At 67.7% G+C, this 25,407-nt stretch carries 25 protein-coding genes, 1 tRNA gene and 1 pseudogene; 18 read left to right on the plus strand and 9 right to left on the minus strand.

Features of this window, described 5'->3' with window-relative positions:
* Positions 1-11: 11 nt before the first annotated feature.
* Positions 12-518: an RDD family protein gene (locus tag ACWC5C_RS25485; protein ID WP_450878873.1), complete on the plus strand. Its 507-nt coding sequence runs from the start codon at positions 12-14 to the stop codon at positions 516-518.
* Here ACWC5C_RS25485 and ACWC5C_RS25490 read toward each other — a convergent pair.
* On the minus strand, positions 504-767 hold the full coding sequence (locus ACWC5C_RS25490) for a hypothetical protein (protein WP_450878875.1): 264 nt from the start codon (positions 765-767) through the stop codon (positions 504-506). The two genes, ACWC5C_RS25485 and ACWC5C_RS25490, sit on opposite strands and share 15 nt — an antisense overlap.
* A gap of 250 nt (positions 768-1,017) precedes the next feature.
* Between ACWC5C_RS25490 and ACWC5C_RS25495 the strand changes: the two genes are divergently transcribed.
* Together ACWC5C_RS25495 and ACWC5C_RS25500 are read left to right on the plus strand one after the other, a co-directional pair.
* Positions 1,018-3,405 carry an immune inhibitor A domain-containing protein gene (locus ACWC5C_RS25495; RefSeq protein ID WP_450878877.1) on the plus strand — a complete coding sequence of 796 codons (2,388 nt, stop codon included), beginning with the start codon at positions 1,018-1,020 and terminating at the stop codon, positions 3,403-3,405.
* Positions 3,406-3,517: 112 nt separating this feature from the next.
* Positions 3,518-3,829 carry a hypothetical protein gene (locus tag ACWC5C_RS25500; protein ID WP_450878879.1) on the plus strand — a complete coding sequence of 104 codons (312 nt, stop codon included), beginning with the start codon at positions 3,518-3,520 and terminating at the stop codon, positions 3,827-3,829.
* 90 nt (positions 3,830-3,919) lie between these two features.
* On the opposite strand, the gene ACWC5C_RS25505 is transcribed toward ACWC5C_RS25500, so the two are convergent.
* Both ACWC5C_RS25505 and ACWC5C_RS25510 read right to left on the minus strand, forming a co-directional pair.
* Positions 3,920-4,504 (minus strand): isochorismatase family protein, encoded by a 585-nt coding sequence (locus tag ACWC5C_RS25505; RefSeq protein WP_450878881.1) that lies wholly within the window; start codon positions 4,502-4,504, stop codon positions 3,920-3,922.
* A gap of 114 nt (positions 4,505-4,618) precedes the next feature.
* The gene (locus tag ACWC5C_RS25510) at positions 4,619-5,953 is read right to left on the minus strand and encodes a nicotinate phosphoribosyltransferase (RefSeq protein WP_450878883.1); all 1,335 of its coding nucleotides are present in this window, start codon (positions 5,951-5,953) and stop codon (positions 4,619-4,621) included.
* Positions 5,954-6,035: 82 nt separating this feature from the next.
* Here ACWC5C_RS25510 and clpS point away from each other — a divergent pair, with 82 nt between their 5' ends.
* The 8 genes from clpS to ACWC5C_RS25550 all read left to right on the plus strand — a co-directional run bounded on the left by clpS (position 6,036) and on the right by ACWC5C_RS25550 (position 11,652).
* Positions 6,036-6,347 carry an ATP-dependent Clp protease adapter ClpS gene (gene clpS, locus ACWC5C_RS25515; RefSeq protein WP_385437129.1) on the plus strand — a complete coding sequence of 104 codons (312 nt, stop codon included), beginning with the start codon at positions 6,036-6,038 and terminating at the stop codon, positions 6,345-6,347.
* Positions 6,347-6,952, plus strand: coding sequence for a DUF2017 domain-containing protein (locus ACWC5C_RS25520; protein ID WP_450878885.1), 606 nt, complete (start codon positions 6,347-6,349; stop codon positions 6,950-6,952). The genes clpS and ACWC5C_RS25520 overlap by 1 nt, the downstream gene beginning before the upstream one ends.
* A gap of 207 nt (positions 6,953-7,159) precedes the next feature.
* Positions 7,160-8,566, plus strand: coding sequence for an amino acid permease (locus tag ACWC5C_RS25525; RefSeq protein WP_450878887.1), 1,407 nt, complete (start codon positions 7,160-7,162; stop codon positions 8,564-8,566).
* Between the two features lie 120 nt (positions 8,567-8,686).
* The gene (locus ACWC5C_RS25530) at positions 8,687-9,109 is read left to right on the plus strand and encodes a Mov34/MPN/PAD-1 family protein (RefSeq protein WP_385436967.1); all 423 of its coding nucleotides are present in this window, start codon (positions 8,687-8,689) and stop codon (positions 9,107-9,109) included.
* A gap of 91 nt (positions 9,110-9,200) precedes the next feature.
* Positions 9,201-9,317: a putative leader peptide gene (locus ACWC5C_RS25535; protein ID WP_450878890.1), complete on the plus strand. Its 117-nt coding sequence runs from the start codon at positions 9,201-9,203 to the stop codon at positions 9,315-9,317.
* Positions 9,318-9,464: 147 nt separating this feature from the next.
* Positions 9,465-9,743 (plus strand): MoaD/ThiS family protein, encoded by a 279-nt coding sequence (locus ACWC5C_RS25540; protein ID WP_450878892.1) that lies wholly within the window; start codon positions 9,465-9,467, stop codon positions 9,741-9,743.
* Positions 9,743-10,693 carry a PLP-dependent cysteine synthase family protein gene (locus ACWC5C_RS25545; protein ID WP_385436972.1) on the plus strand — a complete coding sequence of 317 codons (951 nt, stop codon included), beginning with the start codon at positions 9,743-9,745 and terminating at the stop codon, positions 10,691-10,693. Before ACWC5C_RS25540 ends, ACWC5C_RS25545 begins: the two co-directional genes overlap by 1 nt.
* Positions 10,694-10,899: 206 nt before the next feature.
* Positions 10,900-11,652 (plus strand): MBL fold metallo-hydrolase, encoded by a 753-nt coding sequence (locus ACWC5C_RS25550; RefSeq protein ID WP_450878894.1) that lies wholly within the window; start codon positions 10,900-10,902, stop codon positions 11,650-11,652.
* Positions 11,653-11,735: 83 nt separating this feature from the next.
* On the opposite strand, the gene ACWC5C_RS25555 is transcribed toward ACWC5C_RS25550, so the two are convergent.
* Entirely contained in the window at positions 11,736-12,986 is a 1,251-nt protein-coding gene (locus tag ACWC5C_RS25555; protein WP_450878896.1) for a PTS transporter subunit EIIC, read from the minus strand.
* A 196-nt stretch (positions 12,987-13,182) separates the two neighbouring features.
* On the opposite strand from ACWC5C_RS25555, the gene ACWC5C_RS25560 reads away from it, so the two are divergent.
* The 4 genes from ACWC5C_RS25560 to rdgB all read left to right on the plus strand — a co-directional run bounded on the left by ACWC5C_RS25560 (position 13,183) and on the right by rdgB (position 15,453).
* Positions 13,183-13,476 carry a PTS glucose/sucrose transporter subunit IIB gene (locus ACWC5C_RS25560; protein ID WP_361487530.1) on the plus strand — a complete coding sequence of 98 codons (294 nt, stop codon included), beginning with the start codon at positions 13,183-13,185 and terminating at the stop codon, positions 13,474-13,476.
* Positions 13,477-13,595: 119 nt separating this feature from the next.
* Positions 13,596-14,321: a ribonuclease PH gene (gene rph, locus ACWC5C_RS25565; protein WP_385436977.1), complete on the plus strand. Its 726-nt coding sequence runs from the start codon at positions 13,596-13,598 to the stop codon at positions 14,319-14,321.
* A gap of 63 nt (positions 14,322-14,384) precedes the next feature.
* The gene (locus tag ACWC5C_RS25570; RefSeq protein ID WP_450878899.1) at positions 14,385-14,783 is read left to right on the plus strand and encodes a hypothetical protein; all 399 of its coding nucleotides are present in this window, start codon (positions 14,385-14,387) and stop codon (positions 14,781-14,783) included.
* Between the two features lie 28 nt (positions 14,784-14,811).
* The gene (gene rdgB, locus ACWC5C_RS25575) at positions 14,812-15,453 is read left to right on the plus strand and encodes an RdgB/HAM1 family non-canonical purine NTP pyrophosphatase (RefSeq protein ID WP_450878901.1); all 642 of its coding nucleotides are present in this window, start codon (positions 14,812-14,814) and stop codon (positions 15,451-15,453) included.
* Positions 15,454-15,510: 57 nt separating this feature from the next.
* On the opposite strand, the gene ACWC5C_RS25580 is transcribed toward rdgB, so the two are convergent.
* From ACWC5C_RS25580 to ACWC5C_RS25590, 3 genes are all read right to left on the minus strand, one after another.
* Positions 15,511-15,594, minus strand: a tRNA-Leu gene (locus tag ACWC5C_RS25580).
* A 53-nt stretch (positions 15,595-15,647) separates the two neighbouring features.
* Positions 15,648-16,319, minus strand: a complete 672-nt coding sequence (locus ACWC5C_RS25585; RefSeq protein ID WP_450878903.1) for an HNH endonuclease — start codon at positions 16,317-16,319, stop codon at positions 15,648-15,650.
* Positions 16,316-17,005, minus strand: coding sequence for an HNH endonuclease signature motif containing protein (locus tag ACWC5C_RS25590; protein ID WP_450878905.1), 690 nt, complete (start codon positions 17,003-17,005; stop codon positions 16,316-16,318). Before ACWC5C_RS25590 ends, ACWC5C_RS25585 begins: the two co-directional genes overlap by 4 nt.
* A gap of 1,204 nt (positions 17,006-18,209) precedes the next feature.
* Between ACWC5C_RS25590 and ACWC5C_RS25595 the strand changes: the two genes are divergently transcribed.
* Entirely contained in the window at positions 18,210-19,406 is a 1,197-nt protein-coding gene (locus ACWC5C_RS25595; RefSeq protein WP_450878907.1) for a hypothetical protein, read from the plus strand.
* A gap of 488 nt (positions 19,407-19,894) precedes the next feature.
* Here ACWC5C_RS25595 and ACWC5C_RS25600 read toward each other — a convergent pair whose 3' ends face one another.
* On the minus strand, positions 19,895-20,320 hold the full coding sequence (locus ACWC5C_RS25600) for a hypothetical protein (RefSeq protein WP_450878909.1): 426 nt from the start codon (positions 20,318-20,320) through the stop codon (positions 19,895-19,897).
* Positions 20,321-20,405: 85 nt separating this feature from the next.
* Positions 20,406-23,153, minus strand: coding sequence for a tetratricopeptide repeat protein (locus tag ACWC5C_RS25605; RefSeq protein WP_450878911.1), 2,748 nt, complete (start codon positions 23,151-23,153; stop codon positions 20,406-20,408).
* A gap of 319 nt (positions 23,154-23,472) precedes the next feature.
* Here ACWC5C_RS25605 and ACWC5C_RS25610 point away from each other — a divergent pair.
* Positions 23,473-23,918, plus strand: a pseudogene (locus tag ACWC5C_RS25610) (IS481 family transposase); the annotation flags it as partial.
* Positions 23,919-24,132: 214 nt separating this feature from the next.
* Entirely contained in the window at positions 24,133-25,329 is a 1,197-nt protein-coding gene (locus ACWC5C_RS25615; RefSeq protein ID WP_450878913.1) for a helix-turn-helix domain-containing protein, read from the plus strand.
* Positions 25,330-25,407: the final 78 nt, after the last annotated feature.

The following is a 25,407-nucleotide window of genomic DNA, read 5'->3' on the forward strand; positions in this document are numbered from 1 at the left end:
TAATCGGGGGCATGAGCCCCGACCAGCTGTCGTCGCCCCCGTACCCCGACCTCGCGGGGATGCCCCCGCTGGCCACGCCCGGCCAGCGCTTCGTCGCCCGGCTGATCGACGGCCTCGTGCTCGGCGCCATCTGGACCGTGGCGCTCGGCATGACGGGTGCGCTCCAGTACGGCATGGAGCACCCGGGCGAGCAGGACCTGGGCAAGGTGATGGGCGGGCTGCTCATCACCATGACGGTCTATTTCGGCTACGAGGGCGCCATGCTGGCCCACAGCGGTCAGACCCTCGGCAAGAAGGCGATGCGCATCCGCGTGGCCATGCTCTCGGACGGGAACATTCCGGGCGGCCAGGGCTGGGTGCGCGCGGCGGTCTACTCCCTGCCGGGACTGCTGATCCCGGTGCTCATCGGCACCTTGTTCTGGGTGGTCAACGTCGTCTCACTGCTGTGGGACAAGCCGTTCCAGCGCTGCCTGCACGACAAGGCGGCGAAGACGGTCGTGGTCTCAGCCGTGCAGTGAGTGCTCCCGCGGCGGCTCGGCCACCGCGGACCCGGCCAGCGGGCGGTGACCGCGCACCGGGCGGCGGGAACGGGACGGACGGGACACCGGCACGGTGAGGGCTACCAGCAGCCCGAGCGCGAGACCGGCCACGGTCACCATGCCCACCCCGAGCCCCGAGCGGGTTTCGGAGAGCAGCAGCATGGCCAGTGTCGACAGGACGACGGTGGCCGAACCGTAGGCGAGCTGGGCAGAAGTCGGACGCGGCATGGCGGGATCCGTCCTCAGGGGGCATCGATATGCGGGGGTATGAGTCCGGCTGATGTGCGCCGTCAAAATGACTCTACGGTCCTGGATGCCCGATGGGGAGCGGGACTAAGCGTGACCTCACCCACGGGGGAGGAGCACGGGGGGCGCACGGAGTCATGTACTGACCCGTCACATGCAAAGTCAAGGACTGTCTTTTCTCCTGCCACTCCGGTCAAATGTGCGGCACCGGTGTGTGGAAGGGGAGGAACAAGTGAACAGCCAACGGAGGGCGGCCAGATCGGCCGCGGTCGCCACGGTGGTGGCCGCGCTCGGCGCGGCCGCGCTGTCAACGGGCGTCGCCCAGGCGGACGCACCATCTACGCGTGTCGAACGCCATGACCCGGCGCCCGCGAAGACGGACGTCGAGCACGATCTGCAGGGCCCGTTCAGCAAGCAGCGGGAGGCGCAGCGTCAGGACGCGCTGCGCCAGGTCATATCCGGGGACAAGGAGACCACCCGGCGCGGCGCGTCGGAGGTGGTGAAGCTCGGCAAGGGCAAGTACGTCGAGCTGGCCCGGGAGAAGACCGACAAGATCTTCACCGTGCTCGTGGAGTTCGGCGACAAGGTCGACGACACCACGATGTACGACCCGGACGGCGCCGACGGCCCCGAGCCGCCGGTGAAGAAGTACGGCGGCGCCCCGGGCCCGGCGCACAACACGATCGCCGAGCCGGACCGCGCCCAGGACAACAGCACCGCCTGGCAGAAGGACTACAACCGGAAGCACTTCCAGGACCTGTACTTCTCTAAGGCCAAGGGCAAGGAGTCCCTGAAGAAGTACTACGAGAAGCAGTCCTCGGGCCGCTACTCGGTAGACGGCGAGGTCTCCGACTGGGTCAAGGTCGACTGGAACGAGGCCCGTTACGGCTCCAACTACTGTGGCGACACCAACTGCGCCAACGCCTGGGACCTGATACGCGACGGCGTCAACCAGTGGGCGAAGGACCAGAAGGCGGCGGGCCGTACCGACGCGCAGATCAAGGCGGACCTGGCCCAGTACGACCAGTGGGACCGCTACGACTTCGACGGCGACGGCAACTTCAACGAGTCCGACGGCTACATCGACCACTTCCAGATCGTGCACGCCGGTGAGGACGAGTCCGCGGGCGGCGGCGCCGAGGGCGAGAACGCGATCTGGGCGCACCGCTGGTACGCGTACGGCAGCGACGCGGGCAGCACAGGGCCCGGCGCCAACAAGGCGGGCGGCACCCAGATCGGCGACACCGGCATCTGGGTCGGCGACTACACCATGCAGCCGGAGAACGGCGGCCTCGGCGTCTTCGCCCATGAGTACGGCCACGACCTCGGCCTGCCCGACGAGTACGACACCACGGGCAAGGGCGAATCGTCCGTCGGCTACTGGTCGTTGATGTCCGCGGGCTCCTGGCTGGGCACCGGAAAGGACGCCATCGGCGACCTCCCCGGCGACATGAACGCCTGGGACAAGCTGCAGCTCGGCTGGCTCAACTACGGCACCGCGAAGGCCGGTACGAAGTCCCGGCACACCCTCGGGGTCGCCGAGTACAACACCAAGAACAAGCAGGCGCTGGTCGTCAGCCTCCCCGACAAGGCCGTCACCACCGAGATCACCGCGCCCGCCGAGGGCGCCAAGCAGTGGTGGTCCGGGATGGGCGACGACCTGAAGAACACCCTCACCCGGTCCGTCGACCTCACGGGCGCGGCCAAGGCGAGCCTGGACCTCCAGGGCTGGTGGGACATCGAGGAGAACTTCGACTACCTCTACGCCGAGGTCTCCACGGACGGCGGCGCCAACTGGACGCCGGTCGACGGCACCGCGGACGGCAAGGCCATCCCGCGCGACGCGGGCGACAAGCCCGCGCTGACCGGCGTCTCCGGGGCGTACAAGAAGCTCTCCTTCCCGCTGGACGCCTACGCGGGCAAGAAGATCGACCTCCGCTTCCGCTACCAGACGGACAGCGGGGTCGCGCAGAAGGGCTTCACCGCCGACGCCATCTCCCTGACCGCGGACGGCAAGCCCGTCGTCACCGATGGCGCCGAGGGCGACGACAACGGCTGGACGGCGGACGGCTTCTCGCGCGTCGGCAAGTCCTTCACCAAGGACTACCCGCAGTACTACCTCGCCGAGAACCGCCAGTACGTCAGCTACGACAAGACCCTGAAGACCGGCCCGTACAACTTCGGCTGGGCCTCCACCCGGCCGTCCTGGGTCGAGCACTTCCCGTACCAGAACGGTCTGCTGATCTGGCAGTGGGACACCTCGCAGCCGGACAACAATGTCGGCGTCCACCCCGGCTCCGGTCTGATCCTCCCGGTCGACGCGCACGCCGCACCGGAGAAGTGGGCGGACGGCACGCTGATGCGCAACCGCGTCCAGGCGTACGACTCGACCTTCAGCTGGTACCGCGCCGACGGCTTCACGATCCACAAGGACGGGAAGGCCGCGAAGATCAAGGGCAAGCGGGGCGTCCCGGTCTTCGACGACCGCAAGGGTACGTACTGGGACAAGTCGAACCCCACCGGCGGGGTCCAGGTTGCTGACACCAACACCCGGATCTCGATCCTCCGGGAGCGCCCGGACGGCCAGACGATGACCGTCCAGGTGGGTCCCTCGTCATAACCGCAGGTCAAAGCCGTGACGGCCGTCACCCACTAGCGGGCGACGGCCGTTCACGTTTAGATGCACCTAGACCTTCTTATTGACACGACGTCTCACGGGGGACATGAACCGTATGGCTGATGGAGGATTCACGAAGCTGCCGGGCGGCAATGTGGTGGTGGCACTGACCCTGCCGCGCCCGCTGGGCGAGGGCGGCGTCCGCGTCCTGGTCCACGCCGTGAACCGGGCGCGCGCCCTGACCAGGCTGCGCAACCTGGGGCTTCGCGCCGTGTATCTGCGCGGCAACAGCGCGCCACCGACGCCCGACGAGGTGACGGCGGTGCTCCACCACCCCGACGGCCTCATCTGGCGCACGTCCCCCGACATCGGCGGCGAGCTGTGGCACCCCATCGCCGCCCTGCTGCGGCCCGCGGCGACCGCCTGACGGACGTACGAAGCGCTCCGGGGCCCGGTCACGACCGACCGGGCCCCGGAGCGCTTTTCAGCCGCTTCTCAGCCGCTTCTCGGCCGTTTCTCAGCCCACCGGCTGCCCGCTCAGCCGGACGCCCGCGTCCCGCAGCTCCTCCAGGGCCCGCTGGGTGGTGGCGGGGGCCACGCCCACGGTCAGCCCGAGCAGCACGTGCGTCACGAACCCCTCGCGCCGCGCGTCCAGCGCGGTGGCCCGTACGCAGTGGTCGGTGGCGATCCCGGCCACGTCCACCTCCGTCACGGCCCGCTCCCGCAGCCACGCCGCCAGCGTCGTCCCGTGCTCGTCGACGCCCTCGAAGCCGCTGTACGCCGCGGCGTACGCGCCCTTGTCGAAGACCGCGTCGATCGCGCCCGACGCCACCGCGGGCGCGAAATTCGGGTGGAAGCCGACCCCCTCCGTGCCCGCGACACAGTGCGGCGGCCAGGTGCGCTCGTAGTCCGGGTGGTCGGAGAAGTGATCGCCCGGGTCGATGTGGCGGTCGCGGCTGGCCACGATGTGGCGGTAACCGGGCGACGCCTCCCCGATGTAGTCGGTGATGGCGGCGGCGATGTCGGCGCCGCCCGTCACCGCGAGGCTTCCGCCCTCACAGAAGTCGTTCTGGATGTCGACGACGATCAGTGCCCGGTGCATCGCGCACGCCTTCCGGCTCGGCCCGTGGTGGTCACAGCAGTGGGAACAACGGCAGCGCGATCGGTGTGATCGCTATCAATGTCATGGCGGTCATGGTCGTCATGGACGTACCCCTCACGCCTGGGAGTACTCCGTCGGCAGCACCGGATCGCCCTGCGAGAGCTGCGTCGCCGACAGGGGCAGTCCCGCCCGCGCCGCCGCGTGGCGGTCGCGCGCCGCGTCCAGCGGCTCCCGGGCCACGATCTCGCCGCCGCGCACCAGCTCGATCTGCAGCGTGTGCTCGGCCAGCGCCTCCGGGACGGGGCCGCTGCCGATCACCTCGGCCTCGGCCACCCCGTCCGCGTCCGGGCGCCGGGCGGCCCACTTGCGGCCGCCGATCGAGGTCTTCGCGCCCATGGACTTCTTCGCCACCGGCACCAGCGGCGCGTCGGCCGCGTCGGACTGGGCGCGGGCGACCAGCTTGTAGACCATCGAGCAGGTCGGATGGCCGCTGCCGGTCACCAGCCGGGTGCCGACCCCGTACGCGTCCACCGGGGCCGCGGCGAGCGAGGCGATCGCGTACTCGTCCAGATCGCTGGTGACCACGATCTTCGTGCCCTTGGCGCCCAGGTCGTCCAGCTGCTGCCGCACCCGGTGGGCGAGCAGCAGCAGATCGCCGGAGTCGATCCGTACGGCGCCCAGCTCCGTCCCCGCGATCTCCACCGCGGTGCGCACCGCCTCGGCGACGTCGAAGGTGTCCACCAGCAGGGTGGTGTCGCTGCCGAGCGAGGCGACCTGGGCGGTGAAGGCGTCGCGCTCGTTGTCGTGCAGCAGGGTGAAGGCGTGGGCGCTGGTACCGACGGTGGGGATGTTGTAGCGGAATCCGGCCGCGAGGTCCGAGGTGGTGGCGAAGCCGCCGACGTACGCGGCCCGCGCGGCGGCCACGGCGGCCAGCTCATGGGTGCGGCGCGCGCCCATCTCGATCAGCGGACGGCCGCCCGCGGCGACGGACATCCGGGACGCGGCCGCGGCGACCGCCGAGTCGTGGTTGAGGATGGAGAGGATCACCGTCTCCAGCAGCACGGCCTCGGCGAACGTGCCCTCCACCCGCATGATCGGCGAGCCGGGGAAGTAGACCTCGCCCTCCGGGTAGCCCCAGATGTCGCCGCGGAACCGGAAGTCGGCGAGCCAGGCGAGCGTCGGCTCGTCCACGATCCGGTGCTGCGCGAGGAAGTCCAGGACGCCGCCGTCGAAGCGGAAGTTCTCGACGGCGTCGAGGACCCGCCCGGTGCCCGCGACGACGCCGTAGCGCCGCCCCTCGGGCAGGCGCCGGGTGAAGACCTCGAAGACCGAGCGGCGGTCGGCGGTGCCCGCCCGCAGCGCGGCCTGCAGCATGGTGAGTTCGTACCGGTCGGTGAACAGGGCAGTCGATGGCACGTCCACCGGCAGTCCCAAGTCCGCAGTGTCCATGTTGATGATGTTACCTCGCATACTCGTCAGAGTGACGAGATCTGGGTGCCGGTTTAGGCGACCGGCCCTACCGGGTGGCAGCATTGGGGGTGTGAGTGTCAGTCCGGTGGAGATCGAACGTCCAGAATCCAGCGAGGCGCCGATGGAGGTGCCTGAGCCGGACGTTCCCTGGGTGACGGTGGTCCACAATGACCCCGTCAATCTCATGAGCTATGTCACGTACGTGTTCCAGAGCTACTTCGGCTACTCCAAGGACAAGGCGCACAAGCTGATGCTCGACGTTCATCACAAGGGGCGCGCGATCGTCTCCAGTGGCAGCCGCGAGGAGATGGAGCGCGACGTGCAGGCGATGCACGGGTACGGGCTGTGGGCGACGCTCACGCAGGAGCGCTGATGTCGGGACGTTTCGAGCCGCTGCCGGGCGGCGGTGCCGCCGTCGCCCTGGACGAGGTGGAGATCTCCATCCTGCGCAGCCTGGCCGTGCAGCTCGCGGAGCTGATCGGTCCGGGCGACCAGCCCGCCGGGGCCGAGGACCCGCTGGACGCGCTGTTCGCCGAGGGGCCCACCAAGCCGCCGAGCGACCCGGCGCTGGCCCGGCTGTTCCCGGACGCCTACGGGGCGCCGGATCAGAAGCTGGAGGGGGACGCGGAGAAGGAGGCGCGGGCCGCCTCGGCCGAGTTCCGCCGGTACACCGAGAACGACCTGCGGGCCCGCAAGCGCGACGACGCCCTGGCGATGGTGCGCGACCTGGACTCGCTCTCTTCTGGTGCGGCTGCCAAGGAATCGGCGGTGCTGGAGCTGCCCCCGCAGAAGTCCCGGCAGTGGCTCGGCGCCCTCAACGACCTGCGGCTGGCGATCGGGACCCGTCTGGAGGTCACCGACGATGACGACGGCGGCGAGCTGCTCGGGCTCCCCGACTCCGATCCGCGCAAGCCGATGGTGATGGCGTACTTCTGGCTCGGCGGGCTGCAGGAGACGCTGATCGAGACTCTTCTCTGAGCACCCTTCTCTGATCACTGAGTGTTCGTTTAGAGACTGCTCAACTCCGGATAACGATCGCATCACCGCGATCACTCGCTTTGTTGTACGTGACAACGTTTGTCCAGTTCTCCCTGTGGCGTGCCTCACAGTCGGCTGACCCGATCAGTGTTGCTCTCGTGATAAATCTTCACGATCGCCAGCCGCACAGGGAGAAAGGCACATCACATGACCTCAGCGGCGCCTGAAGAAGGCTATGAGCGCGGCTTGGGCAGTCGCCAGGTACAGATGATCGCCATCGGCGGTGCCATCGGTGTCGGTCTGTTCATGGGAGCCGGGGCGAATATCGCCAAGGCCGGCCCCAGCATCATCCTGATGTACGCCCTCGCGGGCGTCGTCATCTTCTTCATCATGCGAGCGCTCGGAGAGCTGCTCCTGTACCGCCCTGTCTCGGGCTCCTTCGCGGAGTACGCCCGTGAGTTCCTGGGGCCGTTCTTCGGTTATGTGACCGGCTGGACCTACTGGCTCATGTGGGTCGTCACCGGCATGGCCGAGCTGACCGCCGCGGCCATCTACATCCACTTCTGGTTCCCGTCGATCCCGCAGTGGGTCAGCGCACTGGTCTTCCTGATCGTGCTCTTCGGCGTCAACCTGATCTCGGTGAAGATCTTCGGCGAGGTCGAGTTCTGGTTCTCGATGGTCAAGGTCACCGCGATCATCGGCATGATCGTCATCGGTCTCGGCGTGCTGACCCTCGGCTTCTCGGAGGCCGGAGACACCGCGGCCGCCTCCAACCTCTGGTCGCACGGCGGCTTCTTCCCGAACGGCATAGGCGACAGCCTGATGACGCTCCAGGGCGTCATGTTCGCCTACCTCGCCGTCGAGCTGGTCGGCGTCACCGCGGGCGAGTCCGAGGACCCCGAGAAGACCCTGCCCAAGGCGATCAACACCCTGCCGTTCCGCATCATCGTCTTCTACGTCGGCGCCCTGCTCGTCATCCTCTCCGTCGTGAAGTGGACCGAGTTCTCGGCGGGCGAGAGCCCCTTCGTGCACGCCTTCTCGGTGATCGGCATCCCCTTCGCGGCGGGCATCGTCAACTTCGTCGTCCTCACCGCGGCCCTGTCCTCCTGCAACTCCGGCATGTACTCCACCGGCCGCATGCTGCGCGACCTGGCCGCCAACAGCGAGGCGCCGGGCGTCTTCGGCAAGCTCAACGCCCGTAAGACCCCGTTCGTCGGTATCGCCCTCTCCGTCTTGCTCATGGGCATCGGCGTGGTGCTGAACTACGCCGTCCCGGACAAGGTCTTCCTCTACGTCACCTCGGTGGCCACCGCGGCGGGCATCTGGACCTGGGCGATGATCCTCGTCAGCCACATCCGCTACCGCCGCGCCGTCGTGGCCGGGCGGCTGCCCGCCTCGTCCTTCCCGGCGCCCGGCGGTTCGGCCTTCAGCTGGGTGGCGCTGATCTTCCTCATCGGCGTCACCGGTCTGATCGCGTACGACAAGGACGCCCGGATCTCGCTGTACGTCGGGGCGGTGTGGGCCGTGTTCCTGGTGATCGGCTGGTTCGTGCTCAAGAACCGCACGCCGCAGGTCGCCGTCAAGGAGCGCGAGGTCGAGTACGCCCGGGACTGACACCCGGGACTGACACCCGGGACTGACACCCGGGACTGACCCCTTCCGCCCCTTGGTCGCGTCGTCTCAGCAGGCGGGCTCCGGACCTCGGTCCGGAGCCCGCCTCCTATTGTGTGGTTCATGCTGACCATCACCCAGGTCCTCCACGACCAGATCGTCGCGCACGCCCGGGCCGACCACCCCGACGAGGCATGCGGCGTCATCGCGGGCCCGGCCGGAAGCGGCCGCCCCGAGCGGTTCATCCCGATGCTGAACGCGGCCCGTTCCCCCACGTTCTACGAGTTCGACTCGACCGATCTGCTCAAGCTCTACCGCGAGATGGACGACCGCGATGAAGAGCCGGTCGTGATCTATCACTCGCACACCGCCACCGAGGCGTACCCCTCGCGTACGGACATCACCTACGCCAATGAGCCCGGCGCCCACTACGTCCTCGTGTCCACCGCCGACTGCGGCAACGAAGAGGGGCCCTTCCAGTTCCGCTCGTACCGGATCATCGACGGTGAGGTCACCGAGGAAGAAGTCGAGATCATCCCGGGTTGACCCCTGATGTCGTCTCGCATCGTGGGTGTTACCTGTCCGTATCACGGGATGAACTTCCGGGGGGCGGATCGGGAATCGATACGATGAGTTCATGGTTTTCGATGACGTGAGCGAGAAGGCGCCGGGCATGCTGCTCGTGGCGCGGCTCCACGTCGACCTGTGCCGGCTCGCCAGCGCGATGTGTCCGCGCCGCGCCGAGGCCGTCTGAGCGCGCGTCTCCGGCGCCCGAAGCCCGCCCGCAAGCCCGCAAGCGAAGCCCGAAGCTCGAAGTCCTTCGACGACAGTCCTTCGACGACGCCCTCCCGGCCCGATCATGGTCCGGAAGTCCACCCCGCCCTCCCACAGGAGCTTAAGAATGGCCATCGAGGTCCGCATCCCGACCATCCTCCGCACCTACACCGACGGCCAGAAGGCGGTCGAGGGCAGCGGGACCACGCTCGCCGAGCTGTTCGCCGACCTGGAGTCCCGGCACACCGGCATCCAGGAGCGCCTGGTCGACGGGGGCGAGCTGCGCCGTTTCGTCAACGTCTACCTGAACGACGAGGACGTCCGCTTCCTCGACGGCATCACCACCCAGCTCTCGGACGGCGACAACGTGACGATCCTTCCGGCCGTCGCGGGCGGAATGTACTGATGCGCTACGACAGCCCCCTGGCAGCCGTCGGCAATACGCCGCTCGTCCGGCTGCCACGGCTCTCGCCCTCCCCGGAGGTCCGGGTCTGGGCGAAGCTGGAGGACCGTAACCCGACCGGCTCGATCAAGGACCGCCCCGCGCTCCATATGATCGAACAGGCCGAGAAGGACGGCCGGTTGACGCCCGGCTGCACCATCCTGGAGCCCACCTCCGGCAACACCGGCATCTCGCTCGCCATGGCGGCCAAGCTCAAGGGCTACCGCATCGTGTGCGTCATGCCGGAGAACACCAGCGAGGAGCGGCGCCAGCTGCTCGCCATGTGGGGCGCGGAGATCATCTCCTCGCCCGCCGCGGGCGGCTCCAACACCGCCGTCCGGGTGGCCAAGGAACTGAGCGCCGAGCACCCCGACTGGGTGATGCTCTACCAGTACGGGAACCCGGACAACGCGGGCGCCCACTACGCCACCACCGGCCCCGAGATCCTGGCCGACCTGCCCTCCGTCACCCACTTCGTGGCGGGGCTCGGCACCACCGGCACCCTGATGGGCGTCGGCCGCTTCCTGCGCGAGAACAAGCCCGGCGTACAGATCGTCGCCGCCGAGCCGCGCTACGACGACGTCGTATACGGGCTGCGCAACCTGGATGAGGGCTTCATCCCCGAGCTGTACGACGAGTCCGTCCTCACCACCCGCTTCTCCGTCGGCTCGGAGGACGCGGTGGCCCGTACCCGTGAACTCCTCGCCCAGGAGGGCATCTTCGCGGGTGTCTCCACCGGCGCCGCGCTGCACGCCGCCCTCGGCGTCGCCCGCAAGGCCGTCAAGGCCGGGGAGAGCGCTGACATCGTCTTTGTCGTCGCCGACGGTGGCTGGAAGTACCTGTCGACCGGCGTCTACACCGCGGCCACCACCGAGGAGGCGGTCGAGACGCTGCACGGCCAGCTCTGGGCGTAAGCCTTACGGCTCCCGTGGCGTGCGGGAGCGGGGAATACGGGGCTGCCCGGGGCTCCGTCCTGGTGATTCCGCCCACAACGCGGGCCCGTGGAGGAGCTACCAGGGCTTTAGCGCCTTACGCTCGTGGGCACCCCGTATGACCCCGCACCCGCCGCCTCGCCCATGGCCCTCGGCATGGGGGGACCCCTCAAGGAGGTTCCTGCTCCATGAAGCTCACCGTCGTCGGATGCTCGGGGTCGTTCCCGTCCGCGGAATCGGCCTGTTCGAGCTACCTCGTAGAGGCCGACGGCTTCCGGCTGCTCCTCGACATGGGCAATGGCGCCCTGGGCGAGCTGCAGCGCCACTGCGGTCTCTACGACCTCGACGCCGTGATCCTCTCTCACCTCCACCCCGACCACTGCATCGACATGTGCGCCTACTTCGTCGCCCGCTACTACCGGCATGACGGAGGCCGCGCCGAGGCGATCCCGGTCTACGGGCCCGAGGACACCGAACGCCGCCTGGTCCAGGCGTACGACGACGTGCCCGACGAGAAGTCGATGCAGGAGGTCTTCGACTTCCGCACGCTGACCCCGGGCACCTTCGAACTGGGCCCCTTCACGATCCGTACCGCCCGGGTCTGCCACCCCGTGGAGGCCTTCGGCTTCCGTATCGAACACGGCGGCCGCACCCTGGTCTACTCCGGTGACACCGGCCCCTGCGAGGCCCTGACCGACCTCGCCCGGGGCGCCGACCTCTTCCTCTGCGAGGCGGCCTTCACCCACGGCAAGGAAGACATCCCCGAGCTGCACCTCAACGGCCGCCAGGCCGGTGAGCACGCCCGGAGCGCGGGCGCCGCCGCGCTGGTCCTCACCCACATTCCGCCGTGGACCGACCCGCACCTCAACCAGCGCGACGCCGAGGCCGTCTTCGACGGCCCGGTGACCCTGGCGCGCGCGGGCGCGGTCTACGAGGTCTGAGCTTTCTTCTCAGGCGCTGATACGAGGACGGGCCGGATCTGCCCCCGCAGATCCGGCCCGTCCTCGTCGTATGCCCGTAGGCCTTACTTCTTGGCGGCGGCGCCCTTGGCCGTATCCACCGCGGCCGCGTCGTCGAGGGTGTCCTCGGGTTCTCGGCCCGGGGTCGGGATGTTGAACTTCGTGATCACGAAGCGGAACACCACGTAGTAGACGACGGCGAAGGCCAGTCCGATCGGGATGATCATCCAGGCCTGCTCGCTGTGCGACCACCCCAGCAGATAGTCGAAGAGCCCGCCCGAGAACGTGAAGCCGCTGCGTATGCCGAGCGCCCAGGTCAGCGCCATGGACACACCGGTCAGCACGGCGTGGATCCCGTACAGCACCGGCGCGATGAACATGAACGAGAACTCGATCGGCTCCGTCACCCCGGTCACGAAGGCGGTCAGCGAGACCGAGAGCATCATGCCCATCACGGCCTTGCGGCGCTCCGGGCGCGCGCAGTGCGCGATCGCGAGACCGGCCGCGGGGAGGGCGAACATCATGATCGGGAAGAAGCCGGTCATGAACATTCCGGCCGACGGGTCGTCGTGGAAGTAGCGCGCGATGTCGCCGTGCCAGGTCTGGCCGCCGGAGGAGAAGTCACCGAACTGGAACCAGGCGAACGAGTTCAGCAGCATGTGCATGCCGATGGGGATCAGCAGCCGGTTGACCAGGCCGAAGATCCCGGCGCCGATCGCGCCATTGGCCGACAGCCACTCGGAGAAGTTGTTCAGCCCGTCGCCGATCGGCCCCCACAGAAAGCCGAAGAGGACGCCGTACAGCACGCCTGCGAAGGACATCAGGATCGGGATGAAGCGGCGGCCGCTGAAGAAGCCCAGCCAGTCCGGCAGCCGGGTGCGGTGGTACTTCTCCCACAGCACGGCGGCGGTTATGCCGACCACGATGCCGCCGAGGACGCCCGGGTCCTGCGGCTTGCCGGTGACGTCGCTGACGAAGCCGGTCAGGACGTTCTTGTAGACGAGGAACCCGACCAGGGCCGCGAACGCCGTCGTGCCGTCCGACTTCTTCGCGAAGCCGATCGCGACGCCGAGGCAGAACAGCAGGGCCAGGTTGTCGAAGAGCGCGCCGCCCGCGTGGGCGAAGATCTCCGCGAGTTTGTTCCAGCCGAGCCCCGCCTTGCCGAACACGTCGTCCTGGCCCAGTCGGCTCAGGATGCCCGCGGCGGGCAGGGCGGCGACGGGCAGCTGGAGACTGCGTCCGATCTTCTGCATACCCTTGATCAGACCGGCGCCCCTCTTCTGGGCGGGCGCCGCCGAGGCGGTGGCCGTACTCATCGGATTCCTCCTGGTGAGGCGGGCGCTCGGGATACTGGGGACGGCCCGCGATATGGTCTACACCACATGTGGTGTAGACCTGTTGTAGCACGTGAGGATCGGATAAAGGAATCTCTCATTCCGATGTGGTCTGAACCACTGACGATCCTGCGCTGCCGGGCCCGCGTGGTTACCGTAGGGAAGGCGTTCACCCGGTATCCGGAAGGGCCGAGACAACAGGACAACACAGGACAGCTCAGGACAACAGGGAGTGGACATGGCCAGTAAGGCTGAGAAGATCGTCGCGGGGCTCGGCGGCATCGACAACATCGTCGAGGTCGAGGGCTGCATCACCCGTCTCCGCACCGAGGTCAAGGACCCCTCCCTGGTCGACGAGGCCGCCCTGAAGGCCACCGGCGCCCATGGCGTGGTGAAGATGGGCAGCGCGATCCAGGTCGTCATCGGCACCGACGCCGACCCCATCGCCGCCGAGATCGAAGACCTCATGTAAATACGCGTACGCGCGTACGCGTACGCGCGTACGCGTACGCGCGCAGGTCTATGGACACCCCTGGCCCCGCTCCTTCCCACCCGGAACGGGGCCTCCCGGGTTCCCGATAGGCTCATCCCATGTCTCGTATCGACGGCCGTACGCCCGACCAGCTCCGCCCCGTGACCATCGAACGCGGATGGAGCAAGCACGCCGAGGGCTCCGTCCTCGTCTCCTTCGGTGACACCCGCGTCCTGTGCACCGCGAGCGTCACCGAGGGTGTCCCGCGCTGGCGCAAGGGCAGCGGCGAGGGCTGGGTCACCGCCGAGTACGCGATGCTGCCGCGCGCCACCAACTCCCGCGGCGACCGCGAGTCCGTCCGCGGCAAGATCGGTGGCCGCACCCACGAGATCTCCCGCCTCATCGGCCGCTCGCTGCGCGCCGTCATCGACTACAAGGCCCTCGGCGAGAACACCGTGGTCCTCGACTGCGACGTCCTCCAGGCCGACGGCGGCACCCGCACCGCCGCCATCACCGGTGCCTACGTGGCCCTCGCCGACGCCATCACCTGGGCCCAGGGCAAGAAGCTGATCAAGGCCGGGCGCCAGCCGCTCACCGGCACCGTCTCGGCGGTCAGCGTCGGTATCGTCGGCGGCGTCCCGCTGCTCGACCTCTGCTACGAGGAAGACGTACGCGCCGAAACCGACATGAACGTCGTCTGCACCGGCGACGGCCGCTTCGTCGAGGTCCAGGGCACCGCGGAGGGCGAGCCCTTCGCCCGCGAGGAGCTGAACAGCCTGCTCGACCTCGCGGTCGGCGGCTGTGTCGACCTGGCGGGCAACCAGCGGGCGGCGCTTGGCGTTTAGTCAGATGACGGGCGCGCGCGATTCCCGCGCGCGCCCGCGTCTGATCCCGGGGAGGGACCGTCCATGACGCAGCACCAGACCCACCGCCGCCGTTTCACCGCCGTGGGTGCGCTAGCCGCAGCAGCCATCCTGATACCACTCACCACCGGCTGCGACGCCGTGGACAAGGCCCTCGACTGCGGTCGGCTCGCGGTCGAGATATCCAACGACGTGGACAACCTCCAGGACGCCGTCACCGGCGCCGGCGACAACCCCGCCGACGCCGACAAGATCCTCGACGCCCTCGGCAAGGACATCGACAAGGTCGGCGACCGCACCGACGACACGGACGTCGGCAAGGCCGTCGACCACCTCCAAAAGGCCCTGGACAACGTCCAGACCTCCGTCGACAACGGCAACCGCCCCGACCTGTCCCCGGTCAAGGACGCCACCGGCGAACTGACCAAGGTCTGCACCCCGTGATCTCTTCGCCCTGATCTAATCGAGAGCTATGCAGCAACAGCACTCCACAGCGGCGGACACCCCCCACCCCCGCCGCCTCATCCTGGCCACCCGCAACGCGTACAAGATCACCGAGCTGCGCTCGATCCTGGGCGACGCCGGGCTCGACGTCGAACTCGTCGGCGCCGACGCCTATCCGGAGGTCCCGGACGTCAAGGAGACCGGCGTCACCTTCGCCGAGAACGCCCTCCTCAAGGCCCACGCCCTGGCCCAGGCCACCGGCCACCCGGCCATCGCCGACGACTCGGGCCTGTGCGTCGACGTCCTGGGCGGCGCCCCCGGCATCTTCTCCGCCCGCTGGTCCGGCCGCCACGGCGACGACCGCGCCAACCTCGACCTGCTGCTCGGCCAGCTCCGCGACGTCCCCGACGAGCACCGCACGGCCCACTTCGAATGCGCCGCGGCCCTCGCCCTCCCCGACGGCACCGAACGCGTCGTCTCCGGCCGCCTCACCGGCACCCTCCGCCACGAACCCACGGGCGGCGGCGGCTTCGGCTACGACCCGATCCTCCAGCCCCACGGCGACACCCGCACCTGCGCCGAACTCACCCCCGACGAAAAAAACGCCATCAGCCACCGAGGCGAAGCCTTCCGCGCAATGGCCCCGGTCGTCCGCGAGCTGCTGGGCTGAACAATGCGAAGGCGCGGTCCGCTGATGTGCGGACCGCGCCTTCGAATCCAAGGTACGTGCGGTCGGTGGGACTCGAACCCACATGGGATTTCTCCCAAGGGCACCTAAAACCCTCGCTTATACCAATTCAGCAACGACCGCCAGGTGCTAGCTATCCTAGCGGGCCGATGGCTCCTGTGGCACGCGGGTCTGCGTCACGGACCGGCCTGATGCTTTCCCCGGGATCTGCCGCCCCGACACCAGGTTGCCGTGACGGCATGGCAGTTTGGGCAGAGGAGCCGTAGATTCTCGGGCCGGTCATCGCTCCAGTCGCCGTTGATGTGGTCGACTTCCAGTGTCATGGGTCTGCCGCCCCACGACGCTCCGGTCTCGCATTCGAAGCACCGTTCGGGTACGCCGATGTCGTGAAGCGCTCGACGTAAGACGGATGTTCGTGTGCGCCGTGCGCCGTCATGCTTGACCAGCACCTGCTCGGGTGGCTTGGCTTGCCGCCGCTTTCCTTGTTGATGCGCCTGTCCGAGAAAGTGCTCGGTGTCGAGGCCGTCCTCTGCCACCCACTGGTGGAACAGTGCCCGAGCCCTGGTGCTGTCAGGCTCGCCCAGCTGTCGCAATGCGCTGGCGATGGAAATGGAGTTGCCGACGGCTTCCCGAAGTCGGGCCTTGGAGGGCCGGGGTGCGGCCTCGCGGGTGCCGCGCCGTTCGAAGTGTGAGACGTCGATGCCGAAGTGGTCGAACCGCTTGAACAGGTGGCGACGGAGCTGGTGGTAGGGGCGAACGCCGCAGAAGGCGATGACCTCATCGATGTTCACGCAGGCCGCTGCCGCCCTCTCCAGGAGTTCCTGGGTGTACTGGACGCCGCCGTTCATTCCGCGGCCCCGGTCCTGGCTTCCTTCCGTTGACCGCCGGCGCGTCGGCCCTTGCCGCGTCCGCGATAGGTGTCCGTGGTCGAGTGGCAGTTGGGGCACAAGAGCCGCAGATTCTCGAGCCGGTTGTTCCGCCAGTCGCCGTCCATGTGATCGACCTCCAGCGGGAGGGGGCGTCCGCGCCAGAACGGCTCGATGCCGCATTGCGCGCAACGCTCGTCAACTCCGCGCTCCAGCATCGCGAGCTTGAGGCGCGCGCTGGGCGCGCGACGGGCGGTGAGCGGATCTGACTCCACGAGGATTTCCTCGGGCGGCCGACGACGCCCGATATTCTTCGTCCTTTTGCTGCGGGGTGCCCGTTCGAAATGTGAGGTGTCAATTCCGAAGGCGCGAATTCGGCGGCTGATGTGAGTGTGCTGGCCACCTACGACGTCGAGCCCTAGGTATCGCAGGACATCACACATGTTCGTTGACGCCGCCACCGCGGATTCGAGGATCTCTTGGGTCCAGCGATCCCCTTCGCGTCGAAAATGTGAGACGTCGACGCCCATCGTCTTCATACGCTCGTGTATGTAGCGCCGAGTCGGGGACTGTGGGTCCACCCCCAGCTTGATCAGGGCTTCCGACAGGGTCGTCGAAGACCCGGCGGCCTCGGCGAGCCGTGCTCGCGTATAAGGGCTAACTGGCACTGCTTCCCTCCCCTGCGACCACATGTCGCACCATCGCACTGAGTAACGAATCACTCGCTCAGTGGTTACGCACGGGACCTCGCAGCGGAGTTCGACCGCCCCGTCTGCACGCTGGAGGGGCGGTCCCCGTCCGCACTGGCGCGTGCCCGTGGGCCCTGACCGACCCCGGGCGGCTCCGCAAGGCTCTGGTGCGGGCGATCGCCGCTGAGCCCGCCGAGGACAACGTCCGGTGAGTGCTCACGACGGCCGCCGGTCGTGATCGAGCCCGGCGCGAACGCGGGCAACGGCACCGCCCCCGAGCCGAACGGTCTGAACTCGCCGCTTTATCGATTGTGAGTCGGAGGGCGACCGGAGATCCTGGGCTCATGAGACCTGTAATACGTCGCATGGCTGGCGTAGCAAGTGCGCTGGTCGGCACCACGGTTACGCTCTGGCTGGCCTTCGGCCCTCTCCAGGACTGGGAGGGCGGCATGCGGTGGCTCCACCATGGCCTGGCATGGGGTCCCTGGGCGTCATCGTCCTGGCCACCCACCTGATATTCCCCACCCCTCGGGAAGACAAGGCGGACATGGCGTCCGACTAGGCCGGTCGAACGACCACGTCCCCGTCGGTTCCGGCGAATCGGGCCTTCCGCGGAGCAGCCCGTGGAGCCAGTCACGCCTCCACCACCCGCACCGGTCCGACGTGTGCACGCACGTCGTGTGCAAGAGACCCCGCGGAAGCGGACGGCGAATGCCCTGGACCATGATCGGCCCGGCGCGTTTGGCTGGTGCCCTGGCAGGATCCGAACCTGCGACACCCGCTTTAGGAGTTCGATCCAAGCCCGCTCTAACTGCGCGCACAAGGAAGGCTGCGTAAGTCACGCACCGAATGGGCCGGCCAAATGGTCAAGGCGGAAGGTCGGCGTTGGCCCGGTGAGTGGCGGCCGACAGGCCAGTTTTCCCGGTATCCCTGCTTTGGCACGGCCTAGCGGGGCGCTGCCCTGGCACATGCCCCCTCCGCGCCGGTGCCTGACCACCGCTTCAGAGCGTGTCCTACGTGGTGAGGTGGACGAGTCGTCTGCAGCAGCACGGGGCTGCGCAAGCGGTCCATACGCCTCCGAGTAAGTGCGGGTCAGGCGCGCTGCCGTCCGCATCAAGGTTCGTGCCCAACGCGCCGACGCCGTCGCCAATCCCTCGCGCTCTAAGTGTCGTTGTCGGGAGCGATGCGTGAGACTGTCGATGTGTTGATCGGATACCTCGTCGTGGGTCTTGAGCTGGTGCTCATGGTCGCGATCGTTCTAATCCACATTCCTGGACCGGTTCAGCGCTGGTGCTCGGGGTCTTTGGACCGCTTCGAGCAACTGCGCATGGTCTCGGGGGTGCGCCGAGCTGCCCCGCTTCTGACACAGATACTGCTGCTGCCACCTCATATACAAGATCGGGTCGGCGGCCACGGATTGGCCCCTCAGTATGTTGTGCGGTGGTGGCGCGCCCGGCCCTTGGCCACGCCAATCAATACACTCCGCTTCGGCTTGCTGCTATTCGTCTTGGCGCAAGTCGACGACATGGCCGACTGGGAGCATCTGCGGTTCAGCGCGGATCCGGGACCGCAGCCCGGAGTGATGCAGGCACTGCTCAGCAGCATCGTGGCTGTGCCGATGTCGGTACGTCTTTGGGACCTTTCCGCGATCAGCAGCAGAGTGGCAGCACTTCTCTTCTGTGCTCTGATCTTGATCGCTGAAGTGCGGGTGATCAAACGGATGAACCTGACCAGCTCTGGCAACGGAACGACGCTCGCCGCCTATGACCTGGAGGCCCTTCCTGGGTACAAGGAGAGTGCGCCAATGGAGTACCGGCGCTGCTGGCCTGTCGTTGCACTGCTGACGGTCGCAGCCCAGTGCGCCACAGTTCTCCGGCGGTGGGAGGAAACCCAGCCGGACTGCCAGATTCCGCGAGTTTCCATGGAACCAGTTGAGCGCGCCATCTGGAGGGCCCATCGTACCCGCCGTGCCAGGGCCAGACGGCATAACGAACGGCAGTTCAAGGCACATGCCGCACTGGTGGTGGGCGCGCTGCGAAGGGCCGAAGCGCGGCAGGACTCCGAGCCGGGCCGTGCCCTTGAAGACCTCATCGTGATGCTGCTGACAATCGCCGAACGCTACGCCGAGGGCCGTATCGACGACCTTCTCGATGCAGATCAACTCGCCGGTGTGGCTCCGGCCGCGCCAAGGGAGCGATTGCGGGTGGTCGTAGTGGGGGTCGTGGTCGTGCTGGTCATGGCTGGTGCGGCCGTCCTCGGGTTGCCCGATGCTGCACTCGTCCCATTGCTACCGGTGGTGGTGCTGTTCGTTGCGGTCATCTTCAACCGCGGTCGCATACCAACTGCGGGGCAGCTCACCGATTTGATCATTCCTCGGTGAGGCGGGAGAGGCCATGTTGAAGCCCTACCTGGCTCAGCACATATGACACCGCTTGAGGCTGGGCAACAAGGTCGCTGACCTGAGGCATTGGTACCTGGTGGAGCGCCCGGTAACTCGGACACAGAGCACTCCCATTGACTGTGGCTGACCCCTGCACCTGGCACGGCTGTGGCACGAACCTCATTCGACGACAGCCAGCCACGACGGCGGGTGCGTCGAGCGACCAGGCGCGCGTACGCCTCACCGCACCCCTACCGGCCTTGTGTCGTCGACCAGAGCAAGCTGCGACGGCGGATCCGTGACGACAGTGCGCGAGCCCTGAGCTTGGGAAGCGACGGCGCTTGGGTGGCTGTTTGGCTTCTGCCCTGTGTGGGTGGACTGTGCTGGCGTCGTCGCCACGTGCTTGGGTGGACCGCTGTTGACCCTTGTGTTCGCTCACACGCGGCCCTGCCCGGACACGTACTTCCCGGACTCGTACGGCGGCCGACTCACCGCTCGGTGATGTGTAGGTCGTGCCCTGCCTGGTAGACGCGGGAGTTGTCGGTCGCGTGGGCTGACATGCGCACCGAGCCGATCGACGACTGCTGACTGAGAGGGAGGAGCTCGCGGGCCTCGCGCAGAGCCCGCTCCAGGTCCGGTGCCGCAGTGGGATCGGTCGCTAGGAGGAGCATCAGCCGCCCCTGCCACTGGCCGGTCAACCTGTCCTCCGCCTGGCCCTCACCCCGCTCACGCGCCAGGACGACCAGCTCCCGGGTCTCGCCGAGCGCGGCCTCGACGCCGTCGGCGTCGGCGGGCCGGAAACGACGCCACAGCGCGACGACCCGGTCACGCGTCGCGGCCCACGCATCTGTGGCCATCAGTGCGACCACGGTGGCGGCAGCGGTCTGCGCGTACTGCATCAGCTGTGGGTCCATTTGCTCCCCGGATCGCGACGGCCGCCCCTGCGGCAGGCACGGCTGAATGTCCGTGCACTCAAGGGGAAATCATATGCCTCCACCTTCATCTTCGCCGTCGCACCGGCAAGCAGATTTCATCACTCGGAGTGAGGCGGATGCGCCGTCTCCGCAGTTCGAGTGCCGAGCCATGCTCTCCCACTGCCGCCAGCGATTCCTCTAGCACTTCGAAAGCGACGAGGCATTCTCGCCGTAGGTGCTCCGGAAGTACGGCGGGGAGTCTCGCGTAGACCGCCAGTGCTTCTTCGATCTTGTCCGGGACTTCATCCTGACTTCTCTGTCCTTCGACGCGTATCAGGGCCGCTCCACAGAGAAAACGGACGAGCGCGGCCTCCAAGGCCACGACACCAAGTGTGGCCCGGGGACGGACCAGATCGGCTGCGAGGTCGGCCGTTGAACATGCCTCGTCCCATTGCTCCGCGCCGGCCCGTGCGACTGCAAGGTTGTACGTCGCCACCGCCAGAGCGGGCCGGAGTTCCTGACGGCCTCTGGCGACCTGGCGTTGATGCAGCGCGACCAGTTCCTCGGCGATGGGCACGAGCTTCTTCCGGAGTCTCAACTCCCGGTAGAGCGTGAAGAGGTGGTGGAGTTGGCCTTTCAGCATGGGTTCGAAGCGGTCGGGCACGATCTCGGCGAGTTGCCTATGGAGCGCGACGGATTCCTCCAAGGAAGCGAGCGCCTCGTCCGTCCGGCCCGTTCTCCACAGGGCCCTGCCGAAGGTGTCCAGGGCTCTGGACAGTAGTGGAGAGTGAACCGCTCGCTGGGCGTCGGCCAGGCGTCTGCGGAGGGTGAGGGACTCTTCTGCGGCTTTCAGCGCCACAGCGTCGTTGCCCCAAGCGGCGGCTGCTCGGCTGAGGGTTGCCAGTGCCGAGGCGAGAGCCCCTGTGTGCGCGTCCGGGTCGGTCTCGTCGAGGTCTCTCAGGATGCGGACGGCCTCGTCAGCGGGAGCCAGTGCTTCTGACGCCCTGCCCAGGTGAACGGCCAGACAGTTGCCTACGTTGCTGAGCGCGACTGCCAGCCGGAGTTCGAACTCCCCAGGGGCGTGGCGAGTGAGGATCCGATAATGAGTGGCTGCCTCCCGTACGGCATTTAGAGCAGCCTGGTTCGCCCGGGTCATGGAGAGGTATTCGGAGAGGTTGGTCAGAGCGCCTGCGAGATGGGCGCGGCAGCCGTCCACGCCGTCTGCCATCAGCCGCCGGAGAAGAGCGACGGCCGCTTCACCGTAAGCGACGGCTTCCGCATAGCGTCCGGCCTCACCGAGGACTGCGCACAACGCCGCGCCAATGACCGCCCGTTGGTCGTCCGGCAGAAGGTCCGCCATGTTCGACAGCCAGGTGAGGAGGGCGACATAACCGGCTATGAGATCGACGGGGCAGCTCTCCGCGAGAAGCTCGTAAATGTCGAGCACCAGTTTGCTGTCGAGGTCATGCAGTTCGGTGAGGGCGACAAGCAAGGCGCTTCCCGCTTCCAGACAGAGTTCGGGGCGTTCGCGTAACAGGGGTATGAGGTGTTCGCGTGCGACATGGGGCCATCGCTTTGCGGTCTCGGCCAGTGTGGTGAGCGCGGTACGTGTCCAGGCAGCACCGTCTGGCTTCAGGAGGAGGCCGAGTGCCTGGGTGGCCCATGGGTCCGCCGGATATACGCAGTCGTGTCCCGGCGTCATCAGCGCCAGGAAATCTTCGTTGAGTCGGTCCGGGTAGAGCGGCTCAAGCACGGTGTCCGCTCGGCTCGGCGTGTAGCACACCGCATGCTCCTTGATGAGTCTTCCCGGATGTTCCCACAGCTCGACGGGGGCGGCCTGGAGTGCAGATGTTCCATCCGTGTATGACAACGGCCCGGTCAGCGCCGCGATGTACATCACCTGGGACATCGCGTTCGCGTCGGCCTTGACCAGGCCACGTTCGTGCAGGCGCGTCCAATGGTCACGCTCGCGTGCCAGAAGGTAGGCCGAGAGCTTGTCGGGGTCGTCGGGTGCAGCGGTGTCGCGCACCGCCGCGAGGACAGTGGCTAGCGCGGACATGTGCAATGTCAGAACTTGGTCGTAGGAACGGTGGTCTTGGAGGCTGGAAGGGGGATGAGGGAGGGGCGAGGCGGGGACCTTGAGAGCGGTGGCGAATTGACGGATGGCCTTGGAGAAGAGCAGCGCTCGGTCCGACGGCCGACTGACTAGAGGTTTGAGCCCGAGCGCTTCCGGAACGATGCCGAGATTCCTGAGGAGACGGGATTCGAGGATCTGCCACCACGTACCCGCAGAACGCGCTAGCAGCAGTATCAGCACCGGTGCTGCTCCGGGGGAGGACATGTCGTGGATGAGCCGGAGCAGGTTGTCGGTATCCCATTCCTGGGCGTAGTCGACCACGATCAGCGTCCCGGAGGGATATTCAGACGGCTGGATCTCTGGTGCCGGACGAGTCGAGCGGTTCGGCCGTGGGTTGGCATGAAAGGTGTTCCACCCGTCCTGCCGCCATGTACGGGCGGCCTGAGCAGCCAGTCGTGTCTTGCCCTGACCTCCTGGCCCGTGGATGAGCCGCACCGCGACGTGCGTGCGTTCTCGACAGCCGTCCCGCCAAGAGCGCAGAGTGTCCAGTTCGGCCTCACGGTCGACGAACTCGACGATCTCATGCCCGGCCTGGAGCAAGCGGCTGGGCTGGGTGCGCGCATCCTCGGCCGATAGCGTCCGTGGGGGCGGCGGCCACATCCTGAGCTCGTACGGCGCGCTCTCACCGTGCATCACCACGTCTCCGCCTGCCTGCACGATGCGCGCGAAGTCCGAGGCCGACGCGTACTGCTCCACTGCAACACTCCGGGGGCGAGGGGGAGATCCGCAGATGTCACGGCATCCCTGGGGTGCTGCGCACGGTACCGGTAAGCGAGTACGTCAGAGAGTGGCTTTCACCAGTGTGGGCACTAGCCCGCGGAACAGGCCCACGGAGCTGTCTCGGTCGTCCTAATGGCCGGTTCTCCTCCAAGGCTGTTCCCTGGGGCATCCAGCACCGGATCCATCTCGTCGATCGCCACACTCTCGGAGAGTGGGCAGCCTGTTCCCGGCCACTGTGGGATCTCCTCGATCGCATCCCGCCACATCGTCCGACCGCTCCGCCGATGCTTCGGTGGTGGCGGTGGACCGCACGGTCGACCCGGTCGGCTACGTCGGTCTGGGCGGTGATCGGTGCAATATCGGCTGGGCGTTCGCCGGACAGCGGGTCACCCTGCGGCTGGACGGAGAGCAGCGGGTTTTGCTGACCGCGCTGCCCGGCTCGCTGTCGGCCACGGCCTGCGGCCGCTTGCGCGGAGCACGACCGGCGGGCCCACCGACGGTTCCGCCGCCCGACCCGCAGATCGCCGAGCGGACCGTCACCAGCAAAGGCGGCTTCAGCATCGCAGGCCAGCGCGTCCAGATCGGCCGGACCTGGGCCCGCCAGCCATCACCGCCCACCTCGACGAGACCGTCATCCGGCTCTTCCACGCCAACGACCTGATCACCACCGTCGCCCGGACCACTGCCAAGGAGGCGGTGGTCCGCAAATCCGGAGAGTACAACCGACGGAAGATTGTCTAGGACAGACACCAAGCATCACCCGACGCCAAACCGTCAAGCACCGCCCGAGACCCGACAGTCGCCGCTTGGCGTCCGGGCTTCGGGCACGGGCGGGCGGAACTGTCGGTGTGTCAAGGAAGCGCGCTGGCCCCTACCGGAATGGGATTGTTCGGCCGTACCTGGTGGGTTGGGTGTGGGTACCGTTCTGGGTGTCTAGGGCAGAACGGAGTTCAGCATGCCGCAGAGCAGTGAGGAACACACCGGCGCACGGATCGCCCGTACTCGCCTTGAGCGCAAGCTGACCCAGCAGGGGCTGGCGATGCGTGCCAATGTCTCGAAGTCCCTGTTGTCCAAGGTCGAATGCGGTCAGAAGCCCGCCTCGCCTTCGCTGATCGCCGCGTGCGCACGGGCGCTGAGGGTCACGACCTCGGATCTTCTTGGTCAGCCCTACACCCAGGAACTGCGGCGTGAGCGGCTGGATGAGGTGATACAGCCCATCCGGGTCAGCATGGAGAACTGGGACATCCCCCTCGACTGGCAGGTGCCGGCGCGCCCGGTCGCGCTGATCCGGGCGGACATGGAGAAGGTCCTGGTGCAGCGGCGGCAGGCTGAGTATCTGCCGATGGCCGTCGATCTGCCCGCGCTGATCGATGAGTGTGTGCAGGCCATCCACACGACCCGGGGTGAGGAGCAGCGGCAGGGGCATGAGTGTCTGGCGTGGGCGTTTCGGTGTGTGTTCACGCTGGCCTGGTCCTTTGGGTATGTGGATTTGGCCGCCATCGCGCTGCAGCGTTTGGCGTGGGCGGCGCCTCGGGCGGATGAGCCGGGGTTGGCGGCCATGTATGGGTATCTGCGTGCTCAGACCACGCTGTCCTCCAGTCGGTATGACCTGGGGATGCGGGTGGTGGACGGCACGTTGCGGGATATGGCCGGGCTGGACTCCCGGGACGCGACGGGTCTGGCCGCGATGACGGGCGTGCTGCAGTTGCGGGCGGCGGTGATCGCCGGTCGGATGGGGGACGCGGACGCGGTGGACGCGCGTGTGTCCGAGGCCCGCGCGCTCGCGAGGCGGACCGGGGAGACCGCCGCTTATGGCGTGGGGTGGGGGCCGACGAACGTGGGAGTGCATGCTGTCGCGATCGCCTGCGATTTGGACGAGTACGGGCAGGCTGTCGAGCTGGCGCAGGGGGTTCGGTTTCCCAGGGGCTGGGATCGGTCCCGGGCTGGGCACCACTGGTTGGACCTGGGCAGGGCCAATGTGTGGACGGGGGATTCGGAGGAGGCGCTGCGCTGTCTGCAGCGGGCCCGCCGTACGGCTCCTCAGCAGACGCGTTATCACCCGACGGTGCGGGAGGCCGTGGTGACGCTGCGGTCGCGTGATCGGTCGCGTAGCGGTGAGCTTGCCGAGTTCGCGCAGTGGATCGGCCTGTAGCATGCGCGCCCGCCGTCGAGTTGCACTCTTGTGTGCAACGCGGCGCAGAGCCCGGTCGACACGATGTGACGGTCAATT

Source organism: Streptomyces sp. NPDC001700 (genome assembly GCF_053596435.1).